13 protein-coding genes are annotated in these 13936 nt (G+C 64.0%); 2 read left to right on the forward strand and 11 right to left on the reverse strand.

Annotation, left to right across the window (positions count from 1 at the left end; genetic code table 11):
- Nucleotides 1–198 precede the first annotated feature (198 nt).
- From AC1D0P_RS12105 to AC1D0P_RS12125, 5 genes are all read right to left on the reverse strand, one after another.
- On the reverse strand, nt 199–1422 hold the full coding sequence (locus AC1D0P_RS12105; RefSeq protein WP_477676959.1) for a glycerophosphodiester phosphodiesterase: 1224 nt from the start codon (nt 1420–1422) through the stop codon (nt 199–201).
- 169 nt (nt 1423–1591) lie between these two features.
- Nucleotides 1592–2737, reverse strand: coding sequence for a molecular chaperone DnaJ (dnaJ, locus tag AC1D0P_RS12110; protein ID WP_477676960.1), 1146 nt, complete (start codon nt 2735–2737; stop codon nt 1592–1594).
- A gap of 188 nt (nt 2738–2925) precedes the next feature.
- A complete protein-coding gene (gene dnaK, locus AC1D0P_RS12115; protein WP_477676961.1) occupies nt 2926–4869 on the reverse strand; it encodes a molecular chaperone DnaK in 1944 nt (647 codons plus the stop codon).
- 157 nt (nt 4870–5026) lie between these two features.
- Nucleotides 5027–5587, reverse strand: a complete 561-nt coding sequence (gene grpE / locus AC1D0P_RS12120) for a nucleotide exchange factor GrpE (RefSeq protein WP_477676962.1) — start codon at nt 5585–5587, stop codon at nt 5027–5029.
- Between the two features lie 124 nt (nt 5588–5711).
- Nucleotides 5712–6047 carry a winged helix-turn-helix transcriptional regulator gene (locus AC1D0P_RS12125; protein ID WP_477676963.1) on the reverse strand — a complete coding sequence of 112 codons (336 nt, stop codon included), beginning with the start codon at nt 6045–6047 and terminating at the stop codon, nt 5712–5714.
- A 132-nt stretch (nt 6048–6179) separates the two neighbouring features.
- Here AC1D0P_RS12125 and AC1D0P_RS12130 point away from each other — a divergent pair, with 132 nt between their 5' ends.
- Nucleotides 6180–6764, forward strand: a complete 585-nt coding sequence (locus AC1D0P_RS12130; protein ID WP_477676964.1) for a carboxymuconolactone decarboxylase family protein — start codon at nt 6180–6182, stop codon at nt 6762–6764.
- A 9-nt stretch (nt 6765–6773) separates the two neighbouring features.
- On the opposite strand, the gene AC1D0P_RS12135 is transcribed toward AC1D0P_RS12130, so the two are convergent.
- Nucleotides 6774–7475, reverse strand: a complete 702-nt coding sequence (locus AC1D0P_RS12135; RefSeq protein WP_477676965.1) for a GntR family transcriptional regulator — start codon at nt 7473–7475, stop codon at nt 6774–6776.
- A gap of 153 nt (nt 7476–7628) precedes the next feature.
- Between AC1D0P_RS12135 and AC1D0P_RS12140 the strand changes: the two genes are divergently transcribed.
- Nucleotides 7629–8639: a Bug family tripartite tricarboxylate transporter substrate binding protein gene (locus AC1D0P_RS12140; RefSeq protein WP_477676966.1), complete on the forward strand. Its 1011-nt coding sequence runs from the start codon at nt 7629–7631 to the stop codon at nt 8637–8639.
- A gap of 80 nt (nt 8640–8719) precedes the next feature.
- Here the strand turns inward: AC1D0P_RS12140 and AC1D0P_RS12145 are convergent, their stop codons facing one another.
- From AC1D0P_RS12145 to AC1D0P_RS12165, 5 genes are all read right to left on the reverse strand, one after another.
- On the reverse strand, nt 8720–9034 hold the full coding sequence (locus AC1D0P_RS12145; protein WP_477676967.1) for a winged helix-turn-helix transcriptional regulator: 315 nt from the start codon (nt 9032–9034) through the stop codon (nt 8720–8722).
- A 148-nt stretch (nt 9035–9182) separates the two neighbouring features.
- The gene (locus AC1D0P_RS12150; RefSeq protein ID WP_477676968.1) at nt 9183–10244 is read right to left on the reverse strand and encodes a Gfo/Idh/MocA family protein; all 1062 of its coding nucleotides are present in this window, start codon (nt 10242–10244) and stop codon (nt 9183–9185) included.
- 131 nt (nt 10245–10375) lie between these two features.
- Nucleotides 10376–11365 (reverse strand): sialic acid TRAP transporter substrate-binding protein SiaP, encoded by a 990-nt coding sequence (locus tag AC1D0P_RS12155; RefSeq protein WP_477676969.1) that lies wholly within the window; start codon nt 11363–11365, stop codon nt 10376–10378.
- Nucleotides 11366–11529: 164 nt separating this feature from the next.
- Nucleotides 11530–12897, reverse strand: coding sequence for a glucarate dehydratase (gene gudD, locus AC1D0P_RS12160; RefSeq protein WP_477676970.1), 1368 nt, complete (start codon nt 12895–12897; stop codon nt 11530–11532).
- A gap of 64 nt (nt 12898–12961) precedes the next feature.
- Nucleotides 12962–13735, reverse strand: coding sequence for a FadR/GntR family transcriptional regulator (locus AC1D0P_RS12165; protein ID WP_477676971.1), 774 nt, complete (start codon nt 13733–13735; stop codon nt 12962–12964).
- Nucleotides 13736–13936: the final 201 nt, after the last annotated feature.

Consider the following 13936-nt stretch of genomic DNA (forward strand, 5'->3'; position numbering starts at 1 on the left):
GTGCGGGTGCTTGCGTTAGGGGTGGGCGAAAGGGCATTGCGCTGCGTAAGGCACTATAAGCCAGTCCCTTCGCCCCTGGCCCGCAAGATGTTTCATTTTGAGAAAACACCGGGGCGCCGGCCCGAATGAAAAAGCCGCCTGGCTCCCTGAAAGGAGCGCAGGCGGCCGGCGCTGCTTGAAAAAAAGCGCGACAGGCTTTTAGCGGCCGGCTTCTTTCAGGTACTGCGTGCGCGCGGCAATGGCGGTATCGGTGAAGTCGGTGAACACACCGTCCACGCCGGCGCGGTAGAAGGCCAGGTACTCGGCCTTGGGGTCGCCCTGGTAGTCGGCGGCCAGGCGGCGCGATTCGTTGCGGAAGGTGAAGGGGTGGACGAAGAGGCCGGCCTTGTGCGCGTCGGCCACCAGGCTGGTGGCGGGCTGCGAGTTGGAGTCCGCATCGTTGAGCTTGCCGTCGCGGTTGATGTCGACCTGCTTGCCGTCGGTGCCTATGGTGCCCTTGGTGCTGATGATGTAGCGTTTCCACGGGCCTATGCCGTCGGCATAGGTCTTGATTTCAGCCAGGCCTTCAGGTGTCACCATGGCGTCGAAGAAACGCTTGTCGCCGGCCTGGGTCCAGTCATAGGGACGGTCGCTGGGCAGCGCAAAGGTGACGCGGCCGGTTTTGGGGTCTATGCCGTCACCGTCGATCAGCTGGATCAGGCGCGTGTTCAGGCCCTTGCTTTTCATGTACTTGAGGCTGCCGGGTTCGAAGGACTGCACGTAGATGGGCGCGGTCTTGCTGTTCCAGCCGGCGGCGTTGATGATGGCGATCAGCTTGTCTTCCATCGGCAGGCCGCGTTCGCGGAAGTAGGTCGGGTTCTTGGTCTCAGGGTAGATCGCGATGCTGCGGCCTGTCTTGATGGACTGGGCCTTGGCCAGGTCCACGACTTCCTGGAAGGTCGGCACCTTGTACTGGCCGTTGAACTGCTGGGGGCGCTCGGCATCGGTCGAGATGGCGCCCAGGGTGCGAATCTCGGCCAGCGTGAAGTCATCGCTGAACCAGCCGGTCTGTGTCTCGCCGTCAACCTTGATGGTCTTTTTGCGCGAGGCGAATTCCGGGTGTTTGGCCACGTCGGTGCTGAAGGCCAGGTTGGGGTCGTGGCGGGTCATCAGCACGCCGTCCTTGGAGACGATCAAGTCCATCTCGATCACGTCGGCGCCGAGCTCGATGGCGCGCGCATAGGCTTCCAGTGTTTCTTCGGGCACGTAGCCGGAAGCACCGCGGTGGGCGATAACCAGGGGCGCCTTGCCGTCGAGTGTGGAGAGGCCGGCTTGCGAGGGCGTGCCCGAGGAGGTGCAGGCGGCCAGCAGCACGCCGCTGCAAACGAGGGCGAGCAAGGCGCCTTGCCTGAAGTTGAAGGCCTTGCGGGTCGATACGGTCATGGGTGCTTCCCTGAGTTAAAAGTTAAAAGGCTGATCGTAGACGTGGGATGACGACAGGCCTGTGACAGTGTGTGCCGCCTTGTTCGCAAAACAACATTCGCAAATTTTCGGGCCGCGCATAAAAAATGCCGGAGCAAGTCCGGCATTTTTGGTTTGAAAGGTCAGGCCATCAGGCGCTGAAGAAGCTCTTCAGTTTGTCGGCCCAGCCCTCTTCGCTCGGCGAATGCTTGGCACCGCCTTTTTTCAGCGACTCGTCAAGCTCCTTGAGCAGCTTGCGCTGGTGCTCGGTGAGCTTGACCGGCGTTTCCACCGTGATGTGGCAGTACAGGTCGCCGGGATAGCTGGACCGCACGCCCTTGATGCCCTTGCCGCGCAGGCGGAACTGCTTGGCGGCCTGGGTTCCTTCGGGGATGTCGATGGCGGCCTTGCCGGCGAGTGTCGGCACCTCGATCTCGCCGCCCAGCGCCGCTGTGGTGAAGCTGATGGGCACAGCGCAGTGCAGGTCGTCGCCGTCGCGCTCGAAGATGTCGTGCTTCTTCAGGCGGATCTCGATGTAGAGGTCGCCGGGCGGGCCGCCGTTGGTGCCGGGCTCGCCGTTGCCGGTGGAACGTATGCGCATGCCGTCGTCGATGCCCGCGGGGATCTTGACTTCCAGCGTCTTGTTGTTTTTGGTCTTGCCCAGGCCGTGGCAGGTCACGCAGGGTTCGGGGATCAGCTTGCCGGTGCCTTTGCACTGCGGGCAGGTCTGCTGCACGCTGAAAAAGCCCTGGCGCATCTGCACCACGCCGTGGCCGTGGCAGGTGGTGCAGGTCACCACCTTGGTGCCGGGCTTGGCGCCGCTGCCGTGGCAGGTGTTGCAGTCGTCCCAACTCGGGATGCGGATCTGTGCCTCTTTGCCGTGGGCCGCTTCCTCGAGCGTGATCTCCATGGCGTAGCTGAGGTCGCCGCCGCGGTAGACCTGGCGGCCGCCGCGCTGCTGGCCACCGCCGCGCTGGCCGCCGAACACGTCGCCGAAGATGTCGCCGAAGGCCTCGGCAAACCCGCCGAAGCCTTCCGCGCCCGGCCCTCCGCGCATGYTGGGGTCGACGCYCGCGTGGCCGTACTGGTCGTAGGCCGCGCGCTTGTTCTCGTCGGAGAGCATCTCGTAGGCCTCTTTGGCCTCCTTGAATTTTTCCTCGGCGACCTTGGACGCATCCCCCTGGTTGCGGTCGGGGTGGTGCTTCATCGCGAGCTTGCGATACGCTTTTTTGATGTCCTCGTCACTGGCGTTCTTGGGGACGCCCAGTGTGTCGTAATAGTCTTTTTTTGTTGCCATGGCAGCTCAGGGTCTTGGTCGTTGATCGGGTCGGCGGTCAGCCGGCAGGCGCTGGCATTGGCGGTATCGGCAGATGTACAAAAGCGGAAAGCCGGGATAGCTCCCGGTTTCCGCCTTGTGCACCTGATTGTGCCGTCTGCGCGTGCATGCAGTTATCGCGCCAATGCAGGGCTTGTTGCCACCGGGTCTTAACCCTTCTTGACTTCCTTGACCTCAGCGTCCACGACATTGTCGTCTGCCGGCTTGGCCTCGGCTTGCGCGGCACCCGCGGCGCCCGCGTCACCGCCGGCTGCCGCTTGCGAGGCCTGCATGTCGGCGTACATTTTTTCGCCGAGCTTCTGGCTGGCTTCCATCAGGGCCGTGTTCTTGGCGTCGATGGCGGCCTTGTCGTCGCCCTTGAGCGCCTCTTCCATGTCCTTGATGGCGGTCTCGATCTTTTCCTTCTCGCCGGCTTCGAGCTTGTCGCCGTATTCGCCCAGCGATTTCTTCACGCTGTGCACCATGGCTTCGGCGTTGTTCTTGGCGGTCACGAACTCGACCTTCTTCTTGTCTTCTTCGGCGTTCAGCTCGGCGTCTTTCACCATTTGCTGGATTTCAGCTTCGGACAGGCCAGAGTTGGCCTTGATGGTGATCTTGTTTTCCTTGCCGGTGCCCTTATCCTTGGCGCCCACGTGCAGGATGCCGTTGGCGTCGATGTCGAAGGACACTTCGATCTGCGGCGTGCCGCGCGATGCCGGCGGAATGCCCTCGAGGTTGAACTCGCCCAGCGCCTTGTTGCCCGAGGCGATTTCGCGTTCGCCCTGGAACACCTTGATGGTCACGGCCGGCTGGTTGTCTTCGGCGGTGGAGAAGGTCTGCGCGAACTTGGTCGGGATGGTCGTGTTCTTCTTGATCATCTTGGTCATCACACCGCCCATGGTTTCGATACCCAGGGACAGCGGGGTGACGTCGAGCAGCAGCACGTCGGTGCGGTCGCCGGACAGGACCTGGCCCTGGATCGCGGCGCCCACGGCGACGGCTTCGTCGGGGTTCACGTCCTTGCGCGGTTCCTTGCCGAACAGCTCCTTGACCTTTTCCTGCACCTTGGGCATGCGGGTCTGGCCGCCGACCAGGATCACGTCATGGATGTCGGCCGCGCTGACGCCGGCGTCTTTCATGGCGATGCGGCAAGGCGCAATCGTGCGCTCGATCAGTTCGTCGACCAGGCTTTCAAGCTTGGCGCGGGTCAGCTTGACCAGCAGGTGCTTGGGGCCGGTCGCGGGGTCGTGCGCGATGTAGGGAATGTTGACTTCGGTCTGCGGGCTGTTGGACAGCTCGATCTTGGCCTTCTCCGCGGAGTCTTTCAGGCGCTGCAGGGCGACCACGTCCTTGGACAGGTCGATGCCGCTGTCTTTCTTGAACTCGGCCACGATGTAGTCGATGACGCGCTGGTCGAAGTCTTCGCCGCCCAGGAAGGTGTCGCCGTTGGTCGACAGCACTTCAAACTGCTTTTCGCCGTCGACATCGGCGATCTCGATGATGGAGATGTCGAAGGTGCCGCCGCCCAGGTCATACACGGCGATCTTGCGGTCGCCCTTTTCCTGCTTGTCCAGGCCGAAGGCCAGGGCTGCCGCGGTGGGTTCGTTGATGATGCGCTTGACTTCGAGGCCGGCGATGCGGCCGGCGTCTTTGGTGGCCTGGCGCTGTGCGTCGTTGAAGTAGGCGGGCACGGTGATCACGGCTTCGGTGACGGGCTCGCCGAGGTAGTCTTCGGCGGTTTTCTTCATCTTGCGCAGGATGTCGGCGCTGACTTGCTGGGCCGAGATCTTCTTGCCGCGCACTTCAACCCAGGCGTCGCCGTTGTCGGCCGCGACGATGGCGTAGGGCATCATCGCGATGTCCTTCTGGACTTCTTTTTCAGTGAACTTGCGGCCGATCAGGCGCTTGACGGCGWAGASYGTGTTYTYSGGGTTGGTCACGGCCTGGCGCTTGGCGGATGCGCCGACCAGCACTTCGCCGTCTTCCTGGTAAGCGACGATGGAAGGGGTGGTGCGCACGCCTTCCGAGTTTTCGATCACGCGGGGGGTATTCCCCTCCATGACGGATACGCAGCTGTTGGTGGTGCCCAGGTCAATGCCGATGATTCTTCCCATGATGATTTACTCCTGCTTTTTTGATTCGTGAAAGATTGAAAGTGGGGTGGCCGGGGTTTAAGCCCCCTGGCCGCTGTGAACGACTATGTTGATAACTTGTGGGTAAGTTGGTGGGCTTCAAGGGCCTCAACATGTTTTTGCATTCGTTTGTGGTCTGTTATTTGGAGGCTGCCACCGTTACCAGGGCAGGGCGCAGCACGCGCTCGGCGATCAGGTAGCCTTTTTGCAGCACGCTGACCACGGTGTTGGCTTCCTGGTCGGCCGGCACCATGCTGATGGCCTGGTGCTGGGCGGGATCGAATTTGGTGCCGGCGGCGGGGTCTATGGCCACGACCCGGTTGCGCTCGAGCGCGCTCTTGAGCTGCTTGAGCGTGGCTTCGGCGCCTTCGCGGATCTGCTCGGGCGAGGCTTCCTGGATGGCCAGGCCGGCTTCCAGGCTATCGGCCACCGGCAGCAGGCTTTCGGCGAAGCTTTCGAGCGCGAACTTGCGGGCCTTGGCCACGTCTTCGTCGGCACGCCGGCGGGCGTTTTCGGTCTCGGCCTTGGCGCGCAGGTAGCTGTCGGACAGCTCGGTGTTTTTGGCCTGCAGGGTGGCGACTTCGGCCTGCGCCACGGTCAGCGCGTCAAACTCATTGGCGGCTTGCGCCGCTTCGAGTTCCTCGGGGCTGGGTTCGCCGCTAAGGGGTTGATTTTGTTCGGGTTGTTTGTTTTCAGACATGCGAAGCAACAGGGTTGGTGTTGGTAAGGTTCCCAACTGGGGATGGCAAAGCCCTTTTCAAGACAAGGGCTTCGATTTGGATTACGAAATTTTTGGCCGCGCGAGGAGCGGCGGCCGGATTGGCTTATGCGTCCTGGGCGGCCCATTCTTCTGCCCACTGGTGGAGCGGTTTGAGCTTGTGCAGCAGTCCGCTGCCCGTGGCGGTGAGGACGTAGCCGCCGCTTGCGAGTTCCACAAGCCGCGCCTCGCGCAACTCCTTCAGCCGGTCGTTCATGACCGAAGGCGACATGTTTCCGGCATTTGCTGCCAATTGCCGGAAGCTTTGCGCCTGCCCATCACGCAGTTCCCACAGCAGGCGCAGCGTGCCGCGCCGGCCCAGCAGGTCCAGCAAGGCCATCACGGGCCGGCCCGTGGCGGAGCCGCGAACCGGTTTGYCGGGAAGGGGGAGGGTGGACGTCATGCCCTGGATTGTAGGGGCTGCGCCTGTCGTGTCTGCGACGATTGCTACGGAATACGTAGCGATATAGTGGGTAATCGCTACGAAATCCGTAGCGATTGAAAGTCCCTCAACCCAACCGGAAGCCTTCCCGCCATGACAAACACCACGACAACTACTGCACCCCTGCCTCGCATCGCGCCAGTGGAGCCGCCTTACACCCCCGAGCAGGACGCGCTCCTCAAAAAGATCACGCCGCCGGCCGCGCCGAATGTGCTGGCGCTTTTCCGCGTGCTGGCCGTCAACCCCAGGCTGCTGGAGCGCATGCCCTCATGGGGCGGCTACCTGCTCGGCTCCAGCGCCAGCCTGTCCTTGCGTGACCGCGAGGTGGTGATCAACCGCGTCTGCGCGCGCTGCGGCGCGGAGTATGAATGGGGCGTGCACGTCACCGCCTTCGGCCGGGCGGCAGGTTTCAGCGACGCCGACAACGCCGCGATTGCCGACCCGGCCTCGGGCGGGCAGGGCCTGGCGCAGCGCGACGGCCTGTTGCTGCGGCTGGTCGATGAGCTGCACGACAGCAGCACGGTGAGCGATGCGCTGTGGCATGAACTGGCCGGGCTCTGGTCGGCGCCGCAACTGGTTGAGCTGCTGATGCTGGCCGGCTGGTACCACGCGATCAGCTATGTATGCAACGCGGCCCGCGTGCCGCTGGAGCCCTGGGCGGCGCGCTGGGCGCGTTGATAAAAAGGCTCAGGCCGCGGGGAGTTTTTGCATGCGCGCCATCAGCTCGCGCTTGTTGTCGCGGCTGCGGTGGGCGTGTTCGCGCATCAGCGCTTCGGCGCGCGTGCCTTCGCCGGCCAGCAGCGCGGCCAGCACGTCTTCATGGTCGCTCTGGGCGCGCTGGATGTAGCCGAACTCCAGCAGCGGCAAGGCGCCGTTCAGGCTCAGCGCACCGGCGCCGGCCATCGGGGTCTTGCTGACATGCGCCAGCGCCGAGGCCAGCGTGCTGTTGCCGGCGGCTTCCACCAGCGCGGCGTGAAAACGCGCATTCATGGGCACCCAGCGGGCCGCGTCGATCACGTGGCCGGCGGCCTCGGCCTTCTTTAGCAGCAAACGGCCTTCATCAATGCAGGCCTGCAGTTCGGCCCGGGTGTCGGGGCCGAGGCCGCGCTCGGCCGCCTGCCGTGCCGCCATGCCTTCCAGCACGCCGCGCACGTCGACCGCATTGGTGATTTCGTCAACGCTGAACTGGCGCACGCGAAAGCCGCGCGTCGGCAAGCGTTCCAGCAGGCCTTCTTTTTCAAGCTCGCCGAGCGCGATGCGTATGGGCGTTCGCGATACGGCCAGTTGGGCGGAAAGCTCCAGTTCCACCATGCGTTCGCCGGGCGCCGCCTGGCCGCTGAGGATTCGTCGCCTCAATTCGTTGGTGGTGTAGTCGATCTGGGAAGACATGGGCTGTGGAGGTAAAGTTGACGGATTATTGCATGCAATACTTATGTATCTAAGGGTTAACTAGGTGATTACTACCAGTATTGCGTGCAATAAAATAAGATCACTAAGAATTTTAAATGCCGTCGAGCATGCCCTATTTCCCCAGGAGACACGATGAATTCGCCTTTTCCCCACCTGCGGCCGATTGCCGTAGCCCGCCGCATGTTGCTTGCTGCGACGGCTGCTTTAGCCCTGATCGCCCCTGCCGCCCACGGCCAGCCGGCCGCGGCCTATCCCAACAAGCCCATCAAGCTGATCGTGCCGTTTCCAGCCGGCGGCGGCGGCGACACGCTGGCGCGCCTGGTCATGCTGCGCGCGGCCAAAGAACTTGGCCAGCCCATCGTGGTGGAAAACCTGGGCGGCGCCGGCGGCAATGTGGGCAGCGCGGCGGCGGCCAAGTCGCCGGCCGACGGCTACACCTTGCTCTATGGCACCAACGGCACGCATGCCATCAACCATGCGATCTACAAATCCCCGGGTTTCAGCGTGCGCGACTTCGAGCCGGTGAGCCAGCTCACGCGCATCGCGGCCATGGTGGTGGTACGGCCCACGCTGCAGGTCAACTCCATGGCGGAGCTCACCAAACTGCTCAAGGCGAATCCGGGCAAGTACACCTTCGGCTCGGCCGGCAACGGCACGACCTCGCACCTGGCCGGTGAGATCTACAAATCGCGCGCCGGCCTGGCGGTGGTGCACATTCCCTACCGTGGCGGCGCGCAGGCCATGACCGACCTGATGGGTGGGCAGATCGACATGATGATCGAGGTGATGCCCAATGCCGCGCCGCAGGCCAAGGGCGGCCGCGTCAAGCCGCTGGCGGTGACGACGGCCACGCGCGTCGCGGGCTGGCCCGACTTGCCCACCATCGCGGAGTCCGGCCTGGCCGGGTTTGACGTCAGCGCGTGGGACGCGATTTTTGTGCCCGCCGGTACGCCGCGTCCCATCGTCAACCGGCTTAACGAAGCAATCCACAAGGCGCTGGCCGATCCCGAGTTGCGCGCGCAACTGCAGTCGCGCGGCGCGGAGGCCGCGCCCGGCACGCCGGAAGAACTCGCCAGGCACATCGCGAGCAACATGACGCTGTGGGGTGATGCGGTGAAACGTTCGGGCGCCGCGGTGGACTAGGGGCGTCTGGTCGGATAACAAAAAAAGCGACCGAAGTGGTCGCTTTTTTTTTCGTGCCGATGAGCCGGCCAAGCCGCTTCTCAGGGCTTGGGTTTTTTCGTCTGGCTGATCACCCATTTGCCGGCGAAGGCCTGCAGGTCGTTCAGGCGCTTGAGCAGGTCGGCGCCCAAGGTGGTGACGATGTAGCCGTCGCTGCCATGGCCGATCAGGYCGGCGGCGCGCAATTCCTTGATGCGGGTGTTGAGGGTGTTGGGCGTGATGTTGCCGACGCTGTCTTGCAGGAGGCGAAAGGTCTGGGGGTGGCCGTCCTTCAGAGCCCACAGCACGCGCAATGCATAGCGTGCTTCCAGCAGTTCAAGTAGTTGACCTACCGCTGCATTTTCTTTGGCACTCATCAGCTCGTCTCCTCGGTCACAATTCGGTCACAGGTGTTATTAAGCAAAAAGCTTCTATCGGCGGGAACCAAATATAACGCAATTCCCTGGCTGCTACGAGTTTTATAGCTGAACATGCCCGCCACATCTGGATGAGGGCCTACCCGTCTTAGATCACGGGAATCAGGGCGGCCGGATGCAGGGGAACCGTGCCGCCCGACTGTGACGATGCCATGACGGCTTCTATGAACTGCTGCACGCCCAGCGCCGAGCGCCCTGTGACAGCTGGCGCCGTGCCGTTCTTCACCGCGCGTATGAAATCCTGCAGCACTGTCCTGTGGGCGGCGTGGTCGAAGGCCATGGGGTCGGCGCCGCCGCCCGAGACCTGGCGCGCACCGGCACTCACGGTCCGGCCGTCCTGGAAAGCAGCCCGCATCTCGCCGCCTTCCAGTGTCGCCGTGCCGCGCGTGAAGTTGAGTTCGATGCGCTCTGGAAATCCCGGGTAAGCTGCCGTCGTGGCCTGCACCACGGCCACCGCGCCGCTGTCATAGTGCAGCAACGCGGCCGCGGTGTCTTCACCTTCCATGCGGTGCACCGCGCTGGTGCCGGCGATGCCCGTCACGCGCGCCGGCATGCCGATGAGGCTCAGCAACAGGTCCAGGGTGTGGATGGCCTGCGTGATCAGCACGCCGCCGCCGTCCCGTGCCAGGGTGCCGCGCCCGGGCTCGTCGTAATAACTCTGCGGCCGCCACCAGCGCACGGCGGCGGTGGCGCTTACCAGCTGCCCCAGTTCGCCTGACACCATCAAGCCGCGCAGCGCCACCGCCGCTTCGCGCAGGCGATGCTGCAGCATGACGGCCAGCGTGACGCCGGCTTGTTCGCAAGCCTCCACCAGCGCGTTGGCGCGGTTCAGGTCTGTCTCCAGCGGCTTTTCGACCAGCACGTGTTTGCCCGCGCGCGCAACGCGCTGCACAAGCTCGAGATGCGTGTTGGGCGGCGTCAGCACCAGCACGGCCTGGATGCTCGCATCTTCCAGGATGTCCTCCAGTCGCGTGGTCTTGCGCGCGCCGGCGGGCACGTCCACACCCGCCAGCCGCTCGGCGCTGCGGCCGTAGACACACACAAGCTCGGCTTCGCCGGCCAGGTCCCGCAGGCTGTTGAAATGGGGTGCGGACCCGAGGCCCGCGCCTATGACGGCGATGCGCAGCCGCTGGGATTGAAGTGGAAGCATGTCTTGTTCGAGATGTGGGTGCCGGCCGCAAGTGGGCGGCCGCTAGTTTCTGAACGCGATGCGGAAATAAAGGCGGATGGATGGGGGAGGGCAGGGCAGCCCGCGCCGTCCTCCCGCTTGTTCGCTGGCTTTTACTTGATGGCCTGGATGCGTTCGTAGAGGCTCTTGGGCCAGGGCGCGTCGGCGGCGGTCAGCGAGGGCAGCACGGCCGCGGCGAAAGGCGCGCGGTCGACCTTGTTGACCGTCTTGCCCTTTTTCTCGAATTCGGCGACCAGGCGGTTTTCCGCATCGACGATGTCCTGGCTGGCGCGGCTGGAGGCTTCCCACAGAACCTGGTCGAAGATTTTCTTGTCGGCGTCGCTGAGCTTGGACCAGACCGAGCCCGACACGGCGGTGACCAGCGATTCGGTGATGTGGCCCGTCAGCGTGATGTACTTCTGCACTTCATAGAACTTCTTGGCCTCGATGGTGGGCAGCGGGTTTTCCTGCGCGTCGACCGTGCCGTTCTGCAGCGCCAGGTAGACCTCGGCAAACGCGATGGGCGTCGGGTTGGCGCCCACCGCCTTGGGGAACATCACGAACAGCGGCGCGTCGGGCACGCGCAGCTTGAGGCCCTTCATGTCCTCGGGCTTGAAGATGGCCTTGTTCGAGGTCATGTGGCGCAGACCGTAATAGGTGTAGCCCGCGATGTGCTGGCCGCCGGTCTTGCTTGCATAACCCTGGGCCAGTTCCTGGAAGATCGGGCCGTTGCGGAAGGCCTGGAAGTGGTTGTAGTCGCGGAACACAAAAGGCGCGGCGGCGATGGACAGCGGCGGATAGGCACGGCCGGCAAAGGCGGCGCCGGTGTAGATGATGTCCACGGTACCCAGCGTCAGGCCCTGGTTGATTTCGGTTTCCTTGCCCAGCGACGAAGCCGGGAAGACTTCGACGACGTAGCGTCCGTTGGTCTTCTTCTTGATTTCATCGGCGGCCCAGACGGCCTGCTTGTGAAAGGACTCGGACGTCTCGTAGACGTGCGCCCATTTGAGTTTGGTTTGCGCGGCGGCGCCGCCCGCGCCCAGCGTGCCGGCCAGCGCCAATAGCGTTGCGCCCGCAAGGCTGCAAAGGGTTCTGCGTTTCATGTCTTGTCTCCAGGTGTTTGTATTAGTGGTGAACGGGTATCGCTGGTGAAAAAGGCACCGGGGTATACCGCCCCTAGTCGCCTGCTGGGCCGCTGGCGCGCCCAATGACAAAAAACAAAACAAAAGGCCTCCGGAATCCTCTAAATCCCGGGGAGCTGCCGGCTTTACCGGACCATGCAGGGCATCTTGTTGTTGAAGGTCCAGCCGGGGATCAGGTACTGCATGGCCACGGCGTCATCGCGCGCGCCCAGGCCGTGCTTGAGGTAGAGCTGGTGGGCTTTTTCCACCTCGGCCATATCCAGCTCCACACCCAGGCCGGGCTGCTTGGGCACGGCGACTTCACCGCCGACGATCTGCAGCGGCGCCTTCGTCAGGCGCTGGCCGTCCTGCCAGATCCAGTGCGTGTCGATCGCGGTGACTTTGCCCGGCGCGGCGGCGGCCACGTGCGTGAACATGGCCAGAGAAATGTCGAAGTGGTTGTTCGAATGCGAACCCCAGGTCAGGCCCCAGGTCTGGCAGATCTGCGCCACGCGCACCGAGCCCTGCATGGTCCAGAAGTGCGGGTCGGCCAGCGGGATGTCCACCGACTGCAGGTGGATGGTGTGCGACAGTTCGCGCCAGTCGGTGGCGATCATGTTGGTGGCGGTCGGCAGGCCCGTGGCGCGGCGGAACTCCGCCATCACCTCGCGGCCCGAGAACACGCCTTCAGCACCGCAGGGGTCTTCGGCATAAGCCAGCACGTCGCCGCGGCCCTGGCAGATGCGGATGGCGTCCTTGAGCAGCCAGCCGCCGTTCGGGTCCAGCGTGATGCGCGCCTCGGGAAAACGCTCAGCCAGCGCGGTGATGGCTTCCATCTCTTCTTCGCCGCGCAGCACACCGCCCTTGAGCTTGAAGTCCTTGAACCCGTAGCGCTTGTAGGCCGCTTCGGCCAGCGCGACGATGCCGTCGGCGTCCATCGCGGCCTCATGGCGCAGGCGCAGCCAGTCGTCTTTCTCGTCAGGCGCCGACGCATWGGCCAGGCCGGTTTGCTTGCGGTCGGCGACGTAAAACAGGTAACCGAGCATGGCCACCGAATCGCGCTGCTGGCCGTCGCCCAGCAAGGCTGCGACGGGCACGCCCAGGAACTGGCCCAGCAGGTCGAGCAGGGCGCTTTCCACGGCGGTCACGGCGTGGATCGCCACGCGCAGGTCAAAGGTCTGGTTGCCGCGGCCGCCGCTGTCGCGGTCGGCGAAGGCGGTGCGCAGGGTGTTGAGGATCTGGTTCCACGCGCCTATCGACTGGCCTTCAATCAGCGGCGCCGCGTCCTGCAGGGTGTTGCGGATCTTCTCGCCGCCCGGCACCTCGCCCACGCCCGTGCGSCCGGAGCTGTCGGTCAGGATCAGGATGTTGCGGGTGAAGAAGGGGCCGTGCGCACCGCTCAGGTTCAGCAGCATGCTGTCCTGGCCGGCCACCGGGATCACCTGGACGCGGGTGATGCGGGGAGTTTGCGAAGCGGCGGGTGGGGAAACAGGGGAGGCTTGGGAGGCTGGCATACCGGGCGTGTTGTGGAGGGTTGATAAAGTTGATTTATCAGTTATCGTACAACTCGCCGATTCTTTATGCAACCAGGTTTGTACCCAGGGGCAGGGGAGGCTGCATCTCCGCAGGCTCTCCCGGCGGTTGCATGGTGTGCGCGTTATTGCCCCGGCGCAGCCGTTCGCGGCTGTTGGACAGATGCGTGCGCATGGCGGCGCGCGCGGCCTCGGCGTCCTGGTTGCGGATGGCGTTGTAAATGCTTTCGTGCTCGCTGTTGACCCGCTGCAGGTAGTTGAAACGACCCTCGGGCGCGGAGTGCGCCGTGTTCACGCGGGTGCGCGGGATGATCATGGTGCCCAGGTAGGTCATCAGGTCGGCGAAGTGGCGGTTGCCGGTGGAGCGGGCCACTTCCATGTGGAACTGGAAGTCCGGCGGCACCGCGTCCGAATCGAGGCTGATGGAGTCGTGAAAGGCGCGCAGGGCGTTTTCCATGGCGATGAGGTTTTCCGGCGTCCGCCTCTGGGCGGCCAGGCCCGCGGCCTCGGTTTCCAGGCTGATGCGCAGCTCCAGCACCGAGATCACGTCGGCCACGGTGGCAAAGTCCTCGGCCGTGATCTTGAAGTTGCCGGCGCTCTGCGGCTGCAGCACAAAAGTGCCGATGCCGTGCCGGGTTTCGACCAGGCCCGAGGCCTGCAGCTTGGACAGCGACTCGCGCACCACGGTGCGGCTGACGTCGAAGCGGGCCATGATTTCGGCCTCGGTGGGCAGTTTTTCGCCCGGCTGGAGACGGCCTTCGCGGATGCTGGTGGCCAGGCTTTCGACGATCTCGCCCACCAGCCCGCGCGGCCGGCGCATGCGCGGCAGCTCTTCGTGAAAGGCAGGCGTAAGGCCTGCTTCCGGGCGACTAGGGGTTTTCCTTGAGTCCATTAAAAAACCATTGACAAGCTAGGGGGCGAAACCGAGAATTCCGAGTCATCAGACAACCTATGACTGATGCATTTGTAGGTTGACTTTAACAAACTCCAAAAAAAAGTCCAGTGTTTGTCGGATTTATGG

It is taken from the genome of Polaromonas sp. P1_G2, from assembly GCF_056405515.1.

Bases quoted from the DNA above. Each gene is read 5' to 3' on its own strand.
- AC1D0P_RS12150 (WP_477676968.1), bottom strand. From the start codon at position 10,244: ATGCTTCCACTTCAATCCCAGCGGCTGCGCATCGCCGTCATAGGCGCG.
- AC1D0P_RS12130 (WP_477676964.1), top strand. From the start codon at position 6,180: ATGACAAACACCACGACAACTACTGCACCCCTGCCTCGCATCGCGCCA.
- AC1D0P_RS12105 (WP_477676959.1), bottom strand. From the start codon at position 1,422: ATGACCGTATCGACCCGCAAGGCCTTCAACTTCAGGCAAGGCGCCTTG.
- AC1D0P_RS12165 (WP_477676971.1), bottom strand. From the start codon at position 13,735: ATGCGCCGGCCGCGCGGGCTGGTGGGCGAGATCGTCGAAAGCCTGGCC.
- AC1D0P_RS12140 (WP_477676966.1), top strand. From the start codon at position 7,629: ATGAATTCGCCTTTTCCCCACCTGCGGCCGATTGCCGTAGCCCGCCGC.
- grpE (WP_477676962.1), bottom strand. From the start codon at position 5,587: ATGTCTGAAAACAAACAACCCGAACAAAATCAACCCCTTAGCGGCGAA.
- AC1D0P_RS12135 (WP_477676965.1), bottom strand. From the start codon at position 7,475: ATGTCTTCCCAGATCGACTACACCACCAACGAATTGAGGCGACGAATC.
- AC1D0P_RS12155 (WP_477676969.1), bottom strand. From the start codon at position 11,365: ATGAAACGCAGAACCCTTTGCAGCCTTGCGGGCGCAACGCTATTGGCG.